Annotated in this window: 10 protein-coding genes; 6 read left to right on the top strand and 4 right to left on the bottom strand. The window is 58.2% G+C overall.

Going from position 1 to position 19,333, the window contains the following annotated elements; all coding sequences use genetic code 11:
- Nucleotides 1–12: 12 nt before the first annotated feature.
- Nucleotides 13–2,523: an ABC transporter permease gene (locus RBB82_RS06390; protein WP_433974280.1), complete on the bottom strand. Its 2,511-nt coding sequence runs from the start codon at nt 2,521–2,523 to the stop codon at nt 13–15.
- Nucleotides 2,524–3,027: 504 nt separating this feature from the next.
- Here RBB82_RS06390 and RBB82_RS06385 point away from each other — a divergent pair.
- Nucleotides 3,028–4,551 carry a DEAD/DEAH box helicase gene (locus RBB82_RS06385; RefSeq protein ID WP_433974279.1) on the top strand — a complete coding sequence of 508 codons (1,524 nt, stop codon included), beginning with the start codon at nt 3,028–3,030 and terminating at the stop codon, nt 4,549–4,551.
- 207 nt (nt 4,552–4,758) lie between these two features.
- Here RBB82_RS06385 and RBB82_RS06380 read toward each other — a convergent pair whose 3' ends face one another.
- Both RBB82_RS06380 and RBB82_RS06375 read right to left on the bottom strand, forming a co-directional pair.
- Nucleotides 4,759–6,165, bottom strand: a complete 1,407-nt coding sequence (locus tag RBB82_RS06380) for an MBOAT family O-acyltransferase (RefSeq protein WP_433974278.1) — start codon at nt 6,163–6,165, stop codon at nt 4,759–4,761.
- Nucleotides 6,166–6,167: 2 nt separating this feature from the next.
- Nucleotides 6,168–7,241, bottom strand: a complete 1,074-nt coding sequence (locus RBB82_RS06375) for a hypothetical protein (protein WP_433974277.1) — start codon at nt 7,239–7,241, stop codon at nt 6,168–6,170.
- Nucleotides 7,242–7,414: 173 nt separating this feature from the next.
- On the opposite strand from RBB82_RS06375, the gene RBB82_RS06370 reads away from it, so the two are divergent.
- From RBB82_RS06370 to RBB82_RS06360, 3 genes are all read left to right on the top strand, one after another.
- Nucleotides 7,415–9,052 (top strand): ABC-F family ATP-binding cassette domain-containing protein, encoded by a 1,638-nt coding sequence (locus tag RBB82_RS06370; RefSeq protein WP_433974275.1) that lies wholly within the window; start codon nt 7,415–7,417, stop codon nt 9,050–9,052.
- Nucleotides 9,053–9,298: 246 nt separating this feature from the next.
- Nucleotides 9,299–9,700, top strand: a complete 402-nt coding sequence (locus RBB82_RS06365; protein ID WP_433974273.1) for a DUF2237 family protein — start codon at nt 9,299–9,301, stop codon at nt 9,698–9,700.
- A gap of 264 nt (nt 9,701–9,964) precedes the next feature.
- On the top strand, nt 9,965–13,372 hold the full coding sequence (locus tag RBB82_RS06360; protein ID WP_433974272.1) for a TonB-dependent receptor domain-containing protein: 3,408 nt from the start codon (nt 9,965–9,967) through the stop codon (nt 13,370–13,372).
- A 147-nt stretch (nt 13,373–13,519) separates the two neighbouring features.
- Here RBB82_RS06360 and RBB82_RS06355 read toward each other — a convergent pair whose 3' ends face one another.
- Nucleotides 13,520–14,839, bottom strand: a complete 1,320-nt coding sequence (locus RBB82_RS06355; protein ID WP_433974271.1) for a helix-turn-helix domain-containing protein — start codon at nt 14,837–14,839, stop codon at nt 13,520–13,522.
- Between the two features lie 252 nt (nt 14,840–15,091).
- Between RBB82_RS06355 and RBB82_RS06350 the strand changes: the two genes are divergently transcribed.
- On the top strand, nt 15,092–17,956 hold the full coding sequence (locus tag RBB82_RS06350) for a carboxypeptidase regulatory-like domain-containing protein (RefSeq protein ID WP_433974270.1): 2,865 nt from the start codon (nt 15,092–15,094) through the stop codon (nt 17,954–17,956).
- 87 nt (nt 17,957–18,043) lie between these two features.
- Nucleotides 18,044–19,303 carry a YdcF family protein gene (locus tag RBB82_RS06345; protein WP_433974269.1) on the top strand — a complete coding sequence of 420 codons (1,260 nt, stop codon included), beginning with the start codon at nt 18,044–18,046 and terminating at the stop codon, nt 19,301–19,303.
- Nucleotides 19,304–19,333: the final 30 nt, after the last annotated feature.

Raw genomic sequence — 19,333 nt, 5'->3', positions numbered from 1 at the left:
TCAGCCAGAAACTTATTCAGCACGGAGCGCAGTCGTCGGATCGACCGAGGACGCTCGACGTGCAGGGATGACGGCAGCCAGTAACGCCACCATCGCAATCAGGAATACGACAGCGATCAACGTGAACGGATCTGCTGTGGAGACACCGAAGAGTTGACTCCGCAACAGTCTGCCGAGCACGATCGAGCAGGGAATCGCGACGACGACGCCGATTCCTGCCAGCCGCAGCACATCCAGCAGGACCAGCTGTGATACGCCGAGGCGCGTCGAGCCGAGGGCGATGCGAATGCCGATCTCCCGTGTGCGCTGCGCTGTCGAGAACGCAAGCACGCCGTAGAGGCCAACGCCAGCGAGCATCGTTGCAAGCAGGCCGAATGAGATCGCTAACAGCTCGATCATGCGCTCATTAGAAAGCGTCGTGTCGATCTGGTCGTCCATCGTTCGCAGCTCGTCTACTGCGAGGCCTGCGTCGATCTGTTTGATCGTCTGCCGCACCAGAGCGAAGGTTTGTTCGGGTGGTGTCGCCGTACGGATATAGAGATAGAGCTGGTCCACCGACTTTGTTTGCTTCAGTGGCGTAAACAGTGTAGGCGTGGGGGCGTCGCGGAGGTTGACGTGCTTCGCGTCTCGCGTAACGCCGACGATCGTCATGTACTCCAGGTTCTTTCCGCCGCCGCTGGCGACGCGTCTGCCAACTGCCGCCGCGGGGTTGGTGAAGTAATGCTTCGCGAAGCTTTCGTTGACGACTGCGACCAGCGGATGCGTGGCGTCATCGTCTTCGCTGAAGCTGCGTCCGGCCATGACTGGCTCCTGCATCGCATGAAAGAAGGTTGCATTCACCGAAGGTTCCTCCACGTCGAAGTCCTCATCGGCTGGCGCGGTGAAGCCTTCCACCGTGACGTTTCCTTTGTGCCCGGTGTCGGCCAGCTCTGCGTCATTGGTCGCGCCTACGGACTGGACACCTGGAAGCGTTGTCATTGTCTCCAGAATCTGTTGGTGCAGCGCGGGAATCTTGTCTTTTGCATAGCCGGAGAGCAGAGGGTCGATGTGAAACGTGACGAGGTGCGAGGTGTTGATCCCTGTATCGACGTGCCGCAGGTTTTGCATCGTGCGCACAAACAAACCGGAGCCGACCAGCAACAGAACGCTGAGGCCAACCTGCAGGGAAACGATCAGGCGGCGAAAGTTCAGCGTGCCGCCGGATGCGGTGGTGCTCTGCTGCTTCAGCGAGTTGACGATATCAGGCCTCAACAACTGCACTGCAGGCGCGAGGCTGAACAGAACACTCACCGCGAGAGCGATCGCGAAGTTGAAGGTCAGCAGCCGGGTGTCCAGCGTTGTAGAAAAGGCCGACGGTCCATCGGTGGCCAGCCGTTGCACCAGCACGCGAAGGCACGTTGGCGCGAGGAGCAGACCCGCTGCTCCTCCGGCAATGCCGATCAGCATGCCTTCCAGCAGAAGCTGTTGCACGACACGCCGCGCATTCGCGCCGAGCGCGTATCGCAGCGAGAACTCGCGCACTCTCGCTGCCGAACGCACCAGCAGCAAGCTGGCTACATTCACAGCTGCGATCAAGAGCACAAGGAACGCCATCCCCATGACGGCATACAACGGCTTCTGTAGCGACTCGCGATCATAGGAGAGCCCCCGCGAACCGGGCGCGACGGTCAACTCGCTGCGAGTCAGGTACTCATCGACGAAGCGCTGCGACTTGGTGCCAAATGCCTTCAACTCCTCCGCCCGCAACGCGTGCCATAGCGGAGCCATCGCCACCTGCGCATGCTGCGGCGTCTCCCCCGGCTTGAGGCGGCCGATGATGTTCATCCATCGGTCTGTGTGGTCCTGCAGGCGCTTCCCCTTGCCTGGAATCGCCTGGTCGAGCATCGACATCGGCACGAAGACGTCGGGTACTTGTCCCCATACCGCGCTCTGAAATGTTGGCGCCGAGACCCCGATGATCTGGAACGGCACGCCGTTGATCGAGATCGTCTCGCCCACTGCGTGCGCATCGGCTCCGAGGTGAGTCTGCCAGTAGTGATGGCTTAGCACGACCACCGGATTTGCTCCCGGCGTCGTATCATCGCTTGCCGTCAACAGTCGTCCCTGTGCAGCCGAGACGCCGAGCACGCTGAAGTAGTTGCCGCTCACGATCTCAGCATCGGCGAAGTCAGACGCATTGTTTCGCGTAATGCCGACTCCGGCAGGCGACGTCGCGATCAAGCCGTCAAAGGCCGTGCCGCGGTCGCGGAGGTCGCGATACATCGGATAGGAGAAGGACTGCTCCACGCCAGCGCCATGATTGCTGGAGTGGCCCTCCCAAGCCTTTCCAGTGCCGCTCAGAACCACTAGCTGCTCGGGCGCACGCACCGGCAGCGAGCGCAGCAGCGCCTGGTCCAGCAGCGAGAAGATTGCCGTATTCGCGCCTACACCCAGGGCCAGCGTCAGCACCGCCGTTATCATGAAACCGGGCGAGCGTTTGATCTGGCGTAACGAGAAGCGAAGGTCTTGAATCAGTGTCTGCATCGCTGCCTACCTCTAAAGAGTTGATGGATCGTCTATCTGCAGTCGCACTGCCAACTCCGCTGATAGCTATCGTGTTGTAAATAAGGCTGCGTGCCATCGCCGCTCGGAGCGAAGCTGTTCATCCATGGAGCGTCCTGTCCGTTTGCGGACGCGATGCGGTGCACAGCGTGGATCTCACAACAAACTCATCGCCAATCGCAGACGGACTGTGCTATTCTTATTTTGTACTCTGGAAAAAAGGAGTACGGGCACCGCAGGCAAAAGCTCCTCATGGAATTCGGAGTTTGGCCAGAGACTGCGATTTGCCTCTTCCCACCGCAGACCTTCCCGAAGTTTGGAAGCCGCGCTGGTTGCTCTGGCTGGAAGACTCGTCATCGGACAAGTCTCGCCGTGCAGCAGCAGCGCTTCGACAATCGACAGCAATGCTGACTAATTGAATCCATGGTGCCACAACGGCACCCCTGCACCCCTATGCCGCTTGATAACCACCAGACAGGACAAACATTGAACTCCGCAACTTTAGAACAAAACGAACAGATCTCTGAAAATCAGCAGCACACAGCTCCCCAGCAAAATACATCAGCCGCGAATCCAGCTGGCCTCGCCCTCGTTGAGGACGTCCGTTTCACCGACTTCAACATCTCGGACTCGCTCAAGAACCGCCTCACCAGCGCCGGCTTTCTTACGCCGACCCCGGTTCAGGCCAAGGCGATTCCGCCAGCCCTCGAAGGCAACGATATCCTTGCCACTGCCTCTACCGGTACCGGCAAGACCCTCAGCTTCCTCATTCCGATGATTCAGCGCATGGACGCGAACTCCGTCCCCAGCACCAAGGGCAAGCGCGGTCCCATCCGGGCTCTCATTCTGCTGCCGACGCGTGAGCTTGCTATGCAGGTGCTTGAGGCCTACTGGAAGCTCGTCCCCGGCTCGAAGAGCGACGCTGTGCTCGTCTGCGGCGGCCTCTCCGAGAACAACCAGCTCGATCAGCTTGACCGCGGCCCCCGTCTAGTCGTCGCCACTCCTGGCCGCCTCGAAGACTTCCTCCGCCGCCGCGAGATCAACATCAACTCCGTCGAGATGCTCGTGCTTGACGAAGTGGATCGCATGCTCGACATGGGCTTCCTTCCCGCCATCCGCCGCATCGTGGGTGCGTTGCCGAAGACCCGTCAGACCATGTGCTACTCGGCGACGCTCGACGCGAACATCCGCGAGATCGTCCGCGACTACGTCAACAAGCCAATCCGCATCGAGATCGGCACCACGTCGAAGCCGAGCGACCGCGTCGAACTTCGCGTCTACACCGTCATGCAGGACCAGAAGCTCGGCCTGCTCGACCAGATGCTGAAGCAGGAAGAGGGAACCTTCCTCGTCTTCTCGCGGACCAAGCACGGCGCTGACCGCATCTCGAAGAAGCTTGAGAAGCTTGGCCACGACGCCGACGTGATCCACGGCGATCGCAGCCAGTCGCAGCGTACCGCGGCTCTCAAGGGCTTCGCCACCGGCCGTCATCGCGTTCTCGTCGCTACCGACGTTGCTGCTCGCGGTATCGACGTCAACGACATCGCACACGTCGTCAACTACGATCTACCCAATGCGTCGGACGACTTTGTTCACCGAATCGGCCGCACGGGCCGCGCCGGTAAGAAGGGCGTCGCCACCACGTTTGTCATGCCGCAGGAGCGTCACGACGCGCGCAAGCTCGAGCGCGAACTGAAGATAAAGTTTGAGTGGCGCGAGGCCGATAAGAACCTTGAGAAGGAAGTCCGCAACGCACCCCTTGACACAACAGCTCAGGGACAGGACCTTATGCAGCTTGAAACCCGCTCCTGGAAGGGTAACGACCCCGTTACACCGATGTCGACGCCCAACGCCAACTATGGCGCCAAAAAGAGCGGCTTCCGCAGCCGCAATGGCGGTGGCGGCTGCTCTGGTGGACGCAACTCCGGTGGCCGTGGCCCCGGTGGTCGCCCCAACGGCAACAGCCGTCCCGGCAGCAGCCGCTCCGGCCCAGCTCGCCGCGGTCAGTAACTCAAGCCAAGGACGAGACGCTTAGACACAAAACGCTCCACTCTGCCAGCCAACCAGCCGCAGAGTGGAGCGTTTGTCTTTTCGCGGTCATTGCTTTGCCCAACGATATGTCCGGCACATTCCCAACATCTCCGCGTGCCGAGGCGTGATTTTCGCATGCTGGCATTCTCTTCCGCTGCTCCTGGCTCTTCAAAAATTGCAAACTGATCAGAACTGGAAATAGATGAAGGGCCTGTAGCCGAGCGGAAGCAGAGATACGGCTAACGCCCACGTTGCGCCATAAATCATCGCAAAACGCGGCAGACTCAGGTTGCAGATCCACGGCCCGAAGTTGCTGTGGCGCATCATCAATTGCTGAAGAAGTAGAACCGGTCCGGCAGCGGCCAGCCATAGCGGGAGGGTCTGGGTTCCGCCATGGTCGATCAGCAAATAACGTTTGATCATCAGCCATGCGGTGGAAAAGGTAGCCGAACGAAACAAGATCCAGGTGAGACAGACGAAGTTCAGCGTGAGAAACCAGCTTGCGAGCTTGCGCCATGGTTCCTGGCTCGGTCTGGGCGGGAAGTGGAGCTTGAACTCCTGATGCAGGAACTGGGCTGCGCCATGTGCCCCGCCCCAGATCACGAAGTTCCACGCTGCTCCATGCCACAGACCGCCTGCGAGCATGGTCAGCATCAGGTTGCGATAGGTGAGAAGGCGGAACTTCATCCGGCCACCCAGCGAGATGTAGATGTAGTCGCGAATCCAACTCGAGAGCGAGATATGCCAGCGGCGCCAGAAGTCCTGAATTGATATTGCAAGATACGGCGCGTCGAAGTTCAACACCAGCTTGTAGCCGAGCAGAGCCGCAACCGCAATCGCCATATCCGAGTACCCGGAAAAATCGCAGAATATCTGGATGGTGTAGAGCCAGACGGCGGTGATGGAGGCGAATCCGGTATATGCCGCAGGATGATTGAAGACCTGGTCGACGAACGGAGAGATGTTGTCCGCGATACAGAGCTTTTTGATGTAGCCCAGCAGGAACAGGTACATCGCACCTTTGACGTCGTCGAGCGAAAGGGTTTTCCTCCCTGCCATCTGCGGAACAAAATACTTCGGCCGCACGATCGGGCCTGCCACCAGCTGCGGAAAAAATGAAGAGAACATCAGGTAGTCGCGCAGACTCGCGACCGGCGGGATCTCGCGACGGTAAACGTCAATGGTGTAACTGAGCGATTGAAACGTGAAAAAGCTGATACCGACCGGAAGAATGATTCTGATCGTCGGCTCGTCGAGATGAACGTGCATGGCTCCGGCGAGCGACACGGCGCTGCCCACAAAAAAGTGGAAGTATTTGAAGAATCCGAGGACCGTAAGATTCATCGCCAGGCTGGCGAAGACATATATTTTGCGGGGGCGCTGTTGTTCGGTTCTGGAGATCTGCCGCGCGAAGAGCCAGTCTGCGGTAGACAGAACGAAGAGCATTCCTGCGAAGCGCCAATCCCAGCATCCGTAAAAGTAGTAGCTCGCGAACAGGACGAACCACTTGCGCAGATCGTTCGAGCGGAGCGACCAGTAAATTATAAGGACGATGGCGAAGAAGAGAAAAAATTGAGATTCGACAAAGAGCATCGTCAGCCCCCGCACCTTTGAGGAGCGCCATGTGCTGTGTACCAGGCCATGAGCTGTTGCGCGAAGACTTCTGAGACCCGTGCCGCGCCCTGCTCGTCCAAGTGCGCCTCGTCGTGCCAGAATTTAGTCTGGTAGAACGACGGGAAGCGATCGGGCCGTGCGAGATCGATGATCGGCACCGTGTGACCACGAGGAGTCACAATCTCACTCGGATAGTTAAAAGTTCCGCTGACATCAGTGAGCTTGGGGTAAACGAAGTACACGAATGAGACATTTGAGACCGGACTCGAAGCTGCCAACTCGTCGATCAGTTCGTAGTTTCCCGGATACATTTCAGGCGCGTTGAGCTTAAATTGACCCTGCTCCTGCGCCATCATTTTACTTTCTTCCGCACCGGTTTGAGGGTCGTAGGCTAGCACGTCCTCGCCGCGCCGGTCCTCTTCCGTATCGTGTTCCATCATCGCGGCGTCGACCGGCGGCGCAATGATCTTGTCACTCAACATGCCGACATTCGCATAGTGAAGAATGCCGGCGATGAACGCAAATCCGATGCGGCCGGCTTGCTGAGTGAATCCCATATCAGTGTTCTTCAACCGGGAGATGAACCGAACGGTAGGCCAGTCGTAGATGTTGATCGAGCGGGGATGCACGAGATGCGCGTTCTGAAAATTTGCCCCGGCATTCAGCTCCAGTATCACCAGACAGGCTGTGTTGTCGGGAGGCGCCTGCAGATTTCGGAGAAACTCCAGCGCCATGCTGCGCTGTTCCGACTGGCTGCCTCCCATGATGGCCAGATTTACGGTCCTGGTCTGGGCGGGGGAGCCGGCCAGCACGCGGTCGAAGGCGCGCGGGTCAAAGCCGTTGTGAACGTGGCTGGACCCAAACACGGCGGAGGAAACCTGGCTCTTGAGACGCTTCAACATAACCAGCTTTTCGCTTCGCATGTCGGCATGAAGATAGAGGGGATCGCGAATGGCGATGTGAAGAAGCGAAGCCACTAAGAGAAAACCGAAGATGAAAAGGGAGACAGCCTTAATTATCTCTCGCCAGCTAGGTTCTTTCTCTGAAGCGAGCATCGTACCTCGGTAGAGTGGATATCATTAAGTATACATTTTGGCCCAGGTAAACCACTAGCGTCGTCCCCGCGGCCCTTTCTCAGACAGAACCGCCGCGATGGGCGGCATCGCTGGCCTTTCATCGTCCGTTGTTCTGCAGACTCCTGTTTTCCCTGTAAAATAGAAGTAATACCATGATCTCAGTTTCCAACGTCACTATGCGCTATGGCTCGAAGCTCCTCTTCGAGGATGTTTCAGTCACTTTCACGACTGGCCGTCGTTACGGACTCACCGGTCCCAACGGGGCCGGCAAATCCACGTTTATGAAGTGCCTCACAGGCGAGATCGACCCCCAGAAGGGGAACGTCGTCCGCCCCAAAAAGATCGGCGTCCTGAAGCAGGACCAGTACGAGTTCGACGCCTACCGCGTCATCGACACCGTCATCATGGGCAACAAGGCCCTGTGGGCTGCTCTTGAAGAGCGCGAAGTCATCTACGCGAAGGCCGAGATGACCGATGAAGACGGCTCTCGTCTAGGCGAGCTCGAAGGCATCGTCGGGGACGAGGATGGCTACGAGGCCGAGTCGAACGCTGCTGTGCTTTTGCAGGGCCTGGATATTCCCGACGAACTCCACGAGCGCAAGATGTCTGAGTTGCAAGGCGGCCAGAAGGTTCGCGTCCTGCTTGCCCAGGCGCTCTTCGGTAATCCACAAGCGCTGCTGCTCGACGAACCGACCAACTACCTCGACCTCGAGTCCATTCATTGGCTCCAGGACTTCCTCATCCGCTATAGCGGCACCGTTATCACCATCTCGCACGACCGGCACTTCCTCAACAACGTCTGCACCCACATCGCCGACATCGACTACGAGACCATCATTACCTATAACGGTGGCTACGACGACATGGTCTTCCAGAAGACCAGCGTCCGCACCCGCATCGAGAGCCAGAACGAGCAGCGCGAAAAGAAGATCGCTCAGTTGAACGACTTTATTGCCCGCTTCTCCGCCGGTACGCGCTCCTCGCAGGTGAACTCGCGCAAGAAGGAAGTCGAGCGCCTCGCCACCAGCGAACTCGCACGCTCCAACATCGCCCGCCCGTTTATCAGCTTCAAGATGGAACGCCCCTCCGGCAAAAACGTCCTCGAGTGCGAACTGGTTAACAAATCCTACGAGCAGAAGGACGGCAAGTCCGAGCACGTCATCAGTAACTTCACTGCCTCGGTCACCCGTGGCGACAAAGTTATCTTGATGGGCCGCAACGGACAGGGGAAGACGACTCTCCTCAAGGCGCTGCTGGCCAACGGCCCCGGCATTGAAGAGAAGGATGTCTCCATTGACTCCGGCACTGTTAAGTGGGGCCACGAGGTCTCGATCGGCTACTTCGCGCAAGACCACAAAGGCTCGATCCAACTCGGTATGACAACCTCTGACTGGCTGCATCAGTTCGATCCGCAAGCCACAAAAGAAGACATCCGCGGCATCCTCGGCCAGATGCTCTTCAAAGGCGAAGAGGGGTTGAAGAAGACCGATGCGCTTTCTGGAGGAGAAGCCGCTCGCTTGCTCTTCTGCAAGATCATGCTGCAGAAGCCGAACGTCCTTGTCCTCGATGAACCCACCAACCACCTGGATCTCGAGAGCATCAATGCCCTCAATCAGGCAATTCAAAAGTACGAAGGCACTGTCTTCCTGGTCACGCATGACCAGGATCTGATCGAAGAGGCCGGCACCCGCATCTGGCACTTCGAAGGCGGCCCGACCGACTTCCACATCACCGATCACAAGGGCCCATACGAGGAGTATCAGCAGCAACTCGCTATCGCTGCAAAATAAGATGTCCTGCCGGACGGGCCCGCTCCGCGCGGCGCGGTCACTTCGTGACTTATATACCTTGTATCGCTGAAACTCGGTCCTCCCGTTGGTCGGCACATGCTAATTCCGACCAACGGGAGGACCGTTGCTGAGTATCCTGCCACGACAGGTATACAAGTCACGAAGTGACCGCCCTCCGCGCAGGAGGCCCGTCCGCAGGACCTATCTTTCCAAAAGGTGGGATACTAAAATCCGAACAGGAGTTCCATGCCCACCGCCGAACCCATCAAGAACCGCGGCAAAAACGTCCTCGGGCAGCCCCTCGATATCTGCGGCTGCGAGCCCATGACCGGCTTCTACCGCACCGGTTGCTGCGAGACCGGCCCCGACGATCACGGCGTCCACACCATCTGTTGCCTCGTTGACGCCCCCTTCCTCGAAGCCTCTAAGGCTCTCGGCAACGACCTCAGCACCCCCATGCCGCAGTTTGGCTTTGCCGGTCTCAAACCGGGAGACCGCTGGTGTGTCTGTGCAGCCCGCTGGCTCCAGGTCCAGCAGGCCGGAGCCGCCTGCCCCATCATTCTTGAAGCCACCCACGAGAACACCCTCAAGATTGTGCCCTTCGAACTCCTCATTCAGTACGCGGTGATCCCCAGCCAGCTGCACTAGTGATCGTTTGGCGCCTTTCAAATGCGTCGATGAGATTAAAAAATGCTGTAAATACAGACGGAAGCAGCAGTTTGTGATCTGATTTTCAAGAGATCCTACTTGACAGGCGGGCCCCCAAAGCCTGACTGTTGAGATATCACGAAATTTCAATTTAAGGTTGCGCGCGAACGCCTCCTGCGGACACCACAGCAGGAGTCATAACAGCCAGCATCCCCTTCACACACCGCTCTTTATCGTCGGTGTTTTTTCAGGAGCCAGTTACTCATGAAACTTCCTTCAGCTTGTAGAAGCCTGCTTGCGTGTGCGACAGCCGCCATCCTGTTTCTGTCCGCGGCCCATCCGGCCCTGAGCCAGACCTCCGGCGTCGGTAATATCAACGGCACCGTGACTGATTCCAGCGGCGCCGCTGTTCCAAATGCTCCCGTCACTGTTCTCGACAACGATACCGGCGTCTCCCGTGCGCTGACCACCAACGCCGACGGCTCCTACTCCGCCACCTTCCTTCAGCCCGGCAACTATGAGGTCATCTTCGGCGGCAGCGGTTTTGGCAAGGTGGACCGCAAGAATCTCGTGCTCACCGTCGGCCAGACCCTCACCGTCGACGCAAAGCTTACAACGGCTTCGGTCACAACGGAGGTTGTCGTCACCAGTGAGTCTCCCCTGATCGACTCGGACAAGACCGAGGTCTCGCAGACCATCGGCGAACATCTCATCGAGAATCTGCCCGTCGCCTCGCGTAACTGGAGCGCCTTCGTTCTCAATACTCCCAATGTCACTCCGGACGGCGGCTCCGGCCTCGTAAGCTTCCACGGAATCAGCGGACTATACAACCAGAACTACGTCGACGGTTCGAACAACAACCAGATGCTGTTCTCCGAGGCTCGCGGCCGCGCCTCCGGTGCGCCTTACGTTTACTCCATCGACTCCATCAAGGAGTTTCAGGCAGAGACTTCGAACTACTCGGTCGAGTTCGGCCAGGCTGCAGGTGGACAGGTCAACGCCATCACGAAGAGTGGTACGAACCAGTTTCACGGCGACGCCTTTTACTACCTTCGCTATCCCGACCTCAACGCCCTCGACCCGTACAACAAGTTTCAGGCGCTGCATAACAACGGCAATCCATTCCTTCTCACGCAGCCGGTTCATCAGCAGCATCAGTTCGGCGGTTCGGTCGGCGGCCCCATCATCAAAGACCGGCTCTTCTTCTTCTTTACGTATGACGGCTTCCGCAAGGTTGGCCGCGTACTCTACTCCGCCAACAGCATCATCTCTCTGACCCCATCCGGGCCGACGTCGAGCACCACCACCATCACCCCGACACAGTGCCCAGCGACGATTACTGCTGCTCAATGCACCAACGGCATTCAGTTCCTCCTGAACGTCGGTAATATCGCTCCCGGCGACGCTCCTCCTGGCCGATTCCAAAAGCAGAATCTCTTCTTCCCGCGTCTCGACTGGCACATCAACAGCCGCAACGATGTCTTCGTCGACTACAACTTCGCGGACTACGACAGCACGTACGGCTACAGCCCAGCCAACACCTTCAGCAACAGTTCGCCCAGCACCAACGGGCCTACCAGCTATCACGAGCGCTTCCTGGTCGCTGGTCTCACGACGCAGCTCGGCAAAGCTTCTGTCAATCAGGTTCACTTTCAGTACGGTCGCGATCTCGAAACGGCAGGCGCCAACGCGTCCGGCCCCAGCGTCGCGACGGGCGTCGTCACCTTCGGTATGCCAAACGCTCTTCCGCGTGTTGCAGAACCAGACGAGCACCGCATCCAGTTCACTGACGTCTTTTCGACCACCAAGGGCCGTCACTCTCTCAAGTTCGGTGGCGACGTCAATCTTGTCCACGAAGTCATGATCAATCTCTTCCAGGGCGGCGGCGTCTACAGCTATGGCGATGGAACGACGTTGCTGAACTTCCAGGACTGGATCCAGGATGCATACGCCGGCCAGGCGGGAGACACCGATCCCTACGCCGGTTACCACTACAACACCTTCGTCCAGACCATCGACATCGTCAACACCAAGCCCGGTACGCAGGGTAAGGATGACTTCTGGATGAAGATGTTTGACGGCTTCGCTGAAGACAGCTGGAAGCTCACTCCCACCTTCAACCTGACCGCTGGCGTTCGCTATGACATCCAGCTCACTCCAGCTCCCGGTCTCGTCAATAACAACTTTCCTCCGATCTCCACCGAGTACAGCCAGACCATCAAGAACGTCACCGACCGTGTACAGCCTCGCGTCGGCTTCAGCTGGTCGCCCTACCCCGGCACAGTAGTTCGCGGCGGCTACGGACTCTTCTCCGCGCTCAACCAGGGCAGCACCTACTACGCGATGCGGGTAGAGAACGGCGTTGTGCAGGTCAACTACAACTACACCGGTTGCGAGTCCTCGGTTGGCAGTGCGGCTAAGGCCCGTTGCCCCACGGTGCCTAATGCAGCGAACAGCCTGCAATATCCTTTTGTTCCATTCCCGGTCACCGGTCCGCCTCTCTCGTCGGCGCTTGTTCCTTCTGGCGGAACCGCCCCCGCGATCAACGGCCCCACAATCAAAGGCCCCCAGAGCTTCCATGGCCTTGACCCCAACTTCGTTCCACCCCTCGCGCATGAGTTTCAGATGGGCATCGAGCAAAGCCTGCCCGGCAATATGTCCCTCTCGATCGGCTACGTCGGCACCCGCGCCTTGCGTCTGCCCATCTTCCTTGATGCCAATCTCGTGGGCCAAACCCCGCACGGAACGGCAACCTACAACGTGACGGACTCCTCCAACAACGTGCTCCGCCAGATCACTGTGCCTGTTTACCTGCAGTCGGATCGCCGCAACTCGGCAATCACCTCCATCAACACGGGCTTCAGCGCGGCGAACACGTGGTATAACTCCCTCGCCATGACCGTCCGCCGTCCGTTCAGCAACGGTCTTGAGGTGCTGGCGAACTTCACCTGGGCACGCGCGACTGACACCGGTCAGGTCGCCGGTACCTTCGGCACCTTCTATGGCGGCGACACACCGCTTGACCCCAACAATCCGCGCCGCGACAACGGACCGTCCGATACCGACGTCCGTAATCGCTTCGCCCTCAGTTTCGTCTACCAGCCGAAGTTGTTCGAAGACTATAAGCTGGCCCGCGCAATCGTCGACGGGTTCACCTTCTCCGGTGGCTTCATCGCCTCCGGCGGAGAGCCCATCTCCCTCTCCATGTCCGGCACCGTCTACTCCGGCACCGGCAGCAGTCTTGGAGCGGATGGCAACATCTACGGTGGCGCAATGAGCTCCAGCACCGGTGCTCCTACCACCGGCCGTCCGCCGCAGATCGGTCGCAACAGCATCCCAATGCCTGGTTACAACGATTTCGACTTCCGTGTAGCCCACAACATTCCAATTCACGAGAAGATCTATATGCAGATCTCGGCGGATGCCTTCAACCTGCTCAATCACACCATCATCACCGGCGTGAACGGCACCTACTCGCAGTATGTTGCTGCGGGCGCAACCTCTGGTGCGTTGAAGTGCGGAACGACTGGGGCGCCTGCTGGTTCGTCGCTCCAGGGATGCATCGCACCCTACAGCGGCACAGGTCTGGCGGCATTCGGCGCAACCTCGGGAACAAACAACAGCCTGTACGGCGCACGTCAGATGCAGTTCGCCGCGAAGCTGTTTTTCTAACTTGGTTGCATCACAACTCAAAGTGGCTCCGGAGAGATCCGGAGCCACTTTTTTCTTTGCAGTTATTGTTCAAAATAGTTGAGCATCGTGGCGTATTTTTCAGCGATCCAGCAGGTGTGTTTTAACCATCACACATAACGCGTTTGACTATGGATGTGTGCGGTACGCCAGAACGTGGAAGGGCCCAGCACTTCCATTGACGCTGTTCGATTCTACAAGTACCTCAAAGTGCGGCAGAGAACCGTCAGCCCTCTTGATCTTCTCAAGAAACGGCAGCAGGGCGGCATCCTCAAAGAGGAAGTCACTGATCGCCTCAGTCCCTGCCATCGAGTTTCCCTCAATGATCAGAGCGTTTCCGTTTCCGTCAAGGTTTGGGAGGAAGGCCAGCACTCCTAACACCGGTCGTCTGGGGTCGATCTCCGACACGGAGAACTCGGTAGTTTCTCCAGCCTGAGGATGGCGGTTGATGAAGCTGAACTTGTGTTGGATTCCGTCATTTGCTCCAACGAAGTTCAACTCAGGTTCATAGAGTTCGAGCCACGGATTGGCTCCACGTGCCCCCGAGAGAATGAAGTTGCCTTGCTTGAGCTCATCCATCTGTACGTCCCTTGCATACTTCGCGTCCAGTCTGGCGCCCCTGACGAAGGCCAACTGTTGCAGACGGCCAAATGTGTTGAGGTCTACGAAAGAGGTGTACCGGCGTTCGGCTATATTCAGAACCTCCGCGGTCCTCTCCGGCGATAACGGTCGCGTCTCTTCTTCGAAGTTGCGTGCCAGATATTCTGCCAGCGTCGTGTCCTTCCGGGTCATCCTATGCAGCAGAACCAGACCGCTATCTGCCGCGACAAATGTAGTGTTCTGATGTGCCTGGAAGATTTTGCTCCAGAGGGGATGGGGAGGCGCTTGTGCTTTTTCCAATGGCTTGCCAGAACGCAAGACCATCGTGAGAATCCCCAATAGAACCAGGACGATGAAACTCAGTGTCCAACACGCGATGGCGAGATAGCTTATCTTCCGTTTACCGGGGAACCGCTCTTGCATCGCAACCGGAAGAGCTGGCGCGGCGATCTCTTCTGGCTCCGTCTGCACGTTCGCCGATGGGGCGATGCGCTCGAAGCGAACAATGTAGTCTCCCTTCGGGATGGCAAGTTGCATCGACGCAGATCCAAGGTTGTCGAGTGCATACTGCTCCAACTTTTGTCGAAGCCGAACCATATGGGAGCGAACGATCGTATCCACGCTGGGATTGAAGTCGGCGTCGCGCTCGAAGACTCTCGTCGCGATGGTTTGCTCGGTGAGCAAGTCGCTACGATTGAGGAGCGTCTGTTCCGAAAGGTAAAGCAGCAACTGCGACAAGCGCGGCGATTTGCGAAAGTGTGGCGAATCGACAATACGCTTGGCCGTCAGCCAGCGCTCATCTTCTGCAAGATTCAATGTACTGACAGGTTCGGCATAACTCAGGGGCATGGCTGGTTGCATTCAGACTGTTGAGCTCACGTTAATTATGGCGGGGGGAGGTTAAAGTTTGATAAACCCATGCGGCTGCCTCCGAAACCATCTGTTTAGAATCACGATCTTACGTGACATGAAACATTGTTACTTCACCTTGTGACGCGCTCTCGAGACTACTCGGGGGGCGAGTCGTTGCGTACGTTCGGCTTACTGCATAACGCTGAGCGGTCAGTTTCGTACCGAATCGTTTCTGTGAGGAGAGTCATCGTGAATCGCTATCTTTGCTTCCTGTTTTTGTTGTTCTTCGTGACCGCGCCGGCTGCTTTGTTTGGCCAGGTGAATGCCGTGGACGCCGCGGTGAACGGGTATGTCACAGATCCCTCGAAGAGTGTGATCGAGGGCGCTCATGTCACGCTCGCCAACGTTGCCACCAGCATCTCGCAAGAGACGACAACCGACGCTAAGGGGTATTACCGCTTCCCGCTCGTGCCCGTAGGCACCTACCGTCTGGTCACTGCCGCCGATGGATTCCAGAAGAGCACGGTGCAAGGCATCGTCCTCAGTGTGGGCCAGGAGGCTCGCCTGGATACCTCCCTGGTGATCGGGAGCACCTCGCAGACGGTCCAGGTCGAAGCTGGCTCCGACATCCTCGATACCGGGACCTCGACTGTAGGTGCGGTGCTCGACCGCAAGGAGATTGAGAATCTTCCCATCGCGTCCCGCAACTTGTACAACTATCTCCTGCTTGCACCCGGCGTCATCGGGATGCCCACCAGCACGTTCTCCACGACGCAGTTTACCTTCGGGGGCACTGAGCGCTCCCAGTGGAATCTTGACGGACTCGACGACACTCAGCACGGTGGAAACCGCCAGATCCGTCTCATCATCGTCACACCCGAGGCCGTTGCGCAGACCCAGACTCTGTCGAACGGCTACTCGGCCGAGTTCGGACGGGCAGCCGGTGGACAGGTCAACGTGGTGATGAAGTCGGGCACCAATCAATTCCATGGCTCGGCGCTCGGGCAGTGGCGCCCCAGCGATCTGCAGGCGATCCCCACGCTCGCTACCGTCCAGCCCAACCGTAGCTGGTACGACGAGGCCTTTACGCTGGGTGGCCCGATCGTCAAGGACAAGCTCTTCTTTTTCGGGCAGTTCGAGAACAACCCCTACACACTTCCGAACGTCATCACGATCTCTCCGGCCAATGCTGACGCGCTTGGTCTGCCTGACAACGAGATTGGCACTGCGCCCTTTGGCGAGACCTACCGCACGCTCGTCGGTAAGGTGGACTACACGCTGAATGCGAAGAACAGCGGTTACGTCCGCTATGCACGCTTCACCAACCATCAACCCAACAACGACGGCGGCCTCAGCATCGTCGACCGCGGCTCCCGGTATCAGGACCACCAGAATGGCGGCGGAGTCCAGCTCGCCACCGTACTCTCAAGCAACCTTCTCAACGAGCTGCGCTTTGGCACCATTCAGCGCGATACCGGCGACTTCCCCGTTGTTAACAGTTCACCCGCGGGAAGCGTTTTGATCAACATCAGCAGCGTCGCGAACATCGGTTTCAGCCCGCTTACCACTACGACTACGACCGAGCGCAGTACGAGCGTGCTCGACAACCTGACCTGGACTCGCGGACGCCACACCATGAAGTTCGGCGCGGAGTTCGACCACGAGCTCTTCGACAACATCTCCGCGACTGCTCCCACCTTCAGCTTCAGTGGCCTTGCCGCGCAGAACGGCCAACCTGCTGTCAGCTCGCTGAACCAGTATCTCGACACCGTTCACGGCACGATCAACCCCGCGACAGGCCTGCCCTACACCTACACCTTTCTCACCACGTTCAGCGGCAACCCCGAGGTCCGGCTCGCCTTCAACTTCCTGAACTTTTTCGCGCAGGACGAGATTCGCGTCACGCCCAATCTCAGTGTTAACGTAGGCGCACGCTACGAGGCCATCTTCTTCCCCACCTTCGACGCTCTCGCGCCCTATCCGCTGTCGCGCAGCGTGCCCAACGATTACAGCGACATCGCCCCTCGTCTTGGCCTCACCTGGTCACCGGGCGGCAGCCGCAAGACCGTAGTGCATGCAGCCTACGGTATGTACTACGATGTTCCCGGCCTTGCCACTTTTTACAACGCCGCGCAGGTCAATGGACATCGCCTTCTCAGCTATCAGGTGGCTGGAAGTGCCTCCGGCGCTCCGGTCTTCCCGAATGTTCCGCAGTTGAGCGGCGGCAGCTTTGAAGTTCCGCCCAACATTACCGCCTTCGACCAGAGCTTTCATAACGCTTATCAGCACCAGGCCAACGTGCAGATCCAGCAGGAGCTCGGCGGCAACTTCCAGCTCACGGTCGGCTACCAGTTCGCTGCTCTGCGGCACGGGCTCTACTATACGGACACTAACCTGACCGAGACAGGACAGACACTGGCCGACGGGCGTCCGATCTTCGCGGGCACCTCCAAGCGCCCCAATCCAAACTTCGGGGCCATCAACCTGCTACGCTCCGGAACAACCGCGAACTTCAACGGCGGATTCGTCACGCTGCAGAAGAGACTTTCGAATGGGCTCGAGTTCACTGTCAACTACATGCACTCACACGCTCTCGACGACAACATCGGGGAGGGTGGCAGTGTCAGCGATCCCACCAATATCCACCGCGACTACGGCAACGCCGACAGCAACATCGGCCACAACCTCGTCCTTCAGGCCCTCTACCAGCCTGTGTTGAGTGCTCATTCCCTGCACTGGGTCAACGGCTTCGAGCTCTCCACGATCACTTACAAGAACTCCGGCTTTCCGATCAACGTGATCGCGGGCACGGACCTCAACAACGATGGTGTAGTCAACGATCGTCCTCTCTTTGAAAACCGGAATAGTCTGACTGGCAGGGGATTCACCCAGGTCAGTGCGCAGGTGAAACGCTACTTCAACGTTCGCGAACATATTCAGCTGGCCGCCTTCATCGAAGCTGAGAATCTGCTGAATAACAACAACCTGAACTGCAACACCACCACCGGTTGCACCGGCGCGGTGATCAATACTGCGAACTCAAGCGACTTGCTTCGGGAGACCGCGGCAGGCACCTCGCGCAATGTACAGCTCGGAGTGAGCCTGAAGTTCTAAAAACCGTGGAGGTCGGCGTATCCAGCGCCGGCCTCCTCGTTGATGCGGTTGAAATTTGCTCACGTTCCAGAGGAGAATCTCATATCCATGCAAGTCGCTTCACTGTCACGCCTGCTTCTTGCCGCAGTAGTCTTTGCTCTTCCACATCACGCCATTGCCCAGGCAGCGATGAAGCCTCTGCCGTTGCACGCTGCTCTGCAGGACAAGGATTTCTTGCTTCTCTCGCTCCTTCAGGCCAATCCCGAAGTCCGCGACACGCTAGTCGCAGACACGGCTCTCAAGCAAGTAAGCGCAGAGCGGCAACAGTTCCTCACAATGTCGTTGCGCACGTGCAAAGGGACCGCTAGTTGCACGCTCAAGCCTCTTGTCTGGACCGAGGAAGAGATTCGCGCGGTCTCGTTTGCTCTAGCCCGGGCCTACAAGAACGACCCATCCCTGCGAAAGCTAGTCGACGGAGATCTTCGGTCGAGTGGTGCCTATGTGCTCTACCAGAAGGAGAGCGGAGAAGACCTGCTGGTGAACGCATGGGAGGTGTGCGCTCGCGGTCTGAACAACATCATCGCTGTCTATGGACAGGGCGCCGCTCCGCGTTATCCGCAGATCGACTCCATCTCATTCGATGTGAACTCTGCCGACTTTCAGCAGCGTATCGCCTCGCTCACCAGCCGAATATCTGACGAAGCATCGACGCCGGAACTATTCTTCGAACCGTCGCTGACGGCTGCGCTTCAATTGCTCGCCTTGAACCGCCGCGATGAAGCCGGCCGAATGGAGCCGATGGAGTCGAGCGTCAATCAGGCGGCTCTTCGCTCGATCCCAACCATTCGCTGGAGCAGTTATGCGTACTCGGTCATCGTTGTTCCCGGGGCTGGACCAGCGGATCCTAACATCGCCCTGTCGGACGCCGGTCGCAGGCGCACTGCGCTGGCAGCGGAGGAGTACCACGCGGGTAAAGCGCCTTTTGTCCTGCTGTCAGGCGGTTATGTGCATCCATCTCAAACACAGTTTGCCGAAGCGATCGAGATGAAGAAGGCTCTTCTGCACGACTATCATGTGCCGGAAGAAGCGATTCTTGTCGATCCACATGCCCGGCACACGACAACGAACATGCGGAATGCGGCGAGAGAGATCTATCGCTATAACATCCCGATGAGCAAGCCTGCGCTGGTCGTCAGCGATCCGGCACAGATTACCTACATTGAAGGCCAGCCGTTTGCAGATCGTTGCATGAAAGAGCTTGGCTATGTGCCGTATCAGCTTGTCAAGCGAGCTTCCGATACCAGCCTCGTCTTTCTGCCGATGGTGGATTCGCTACAGCAGGATCCACTGGATCCGCTTGATCCCTAGGGCAAGCAGGTCATGGTCTCGCTTCGCACT

Origin of the sequence: Tunturiibacter lichenicola, from assembly GCF_051013355.1 — a bacterium.
Classification (GTDB): Bacteria; Acidobacteriota; Terriglobia; order Terriglobales; family Acidobacteriaceae; genus Edaphobacter; species Edaphobacter lichenicola_F.
The sequence above is the reverse complement of the archived record's forward strand: the minus strand, read 5'-3'. Positions and strand labels throughout refer to the sequence as shown.

Excerpts from the sequence above, each read along its gene's own strand:
- RBB82_RS06370 (WP_433974275.1), top strand. The coding sequence starts at position 7,415 with ATGATCTCAGTTTCCAACGTCACTATGCGCTATGGCTCGAAGCTCCTC.
- RBB82_RS06345 (WP_433974269.1), top strand. The coding sequence starts at position 18,044 with ATGCAAGTCGCTTCACTGTCACGCCTGCTTCTTGCCGCAGTAGTCTTT.
- RBB82_RS06365 (WP_433974273.1), top strand. The coding sequence starts at position 9,299 with ATGCCCACCGCCGAACCCATCAAGAACCGCGGCAAAAACGTCCTCGGG.
- RBB82_RS06360 (WP_433974272.1), top strand. The coding sequence starts at position 9,965 with ATGAAACTTCCTTCAGCTTGTAGAAGCCTGCTTGCGTGTGCGACAGCC.
- RBB82_RS06390 (WP_433974280.1), bottom strand. The coding sequence starts at position 2,523 with ATGCAGACACTGATTCAAGACCTTCGCTTCTCGTTACGCCAGATCAAA.
- RBB82_RS06380 (WP_433974278.1), bottom strand. The coding sequence starts at position 6,165 with ATGCTCTTTGTCGAATCTCAATTTTTTCTCTTCTTCGCCATCGTCCTT.
- RBB82_RS06355 (WP_433974271.1), bottom strand. The coding sequence starts at position 14,839 with ATGCCCCTGAGTTATGCCGAACCTGTCAGTACATTGAATCTTGCAGAA.
- RBB82_RS06375 (WP_433974277.1), bottom strand. The coding sequence starts at position 7,241 with ATGCTCGCTTCAGAGAAAGAACCTAGCTGGCGAGAGATAATTAAGGCT.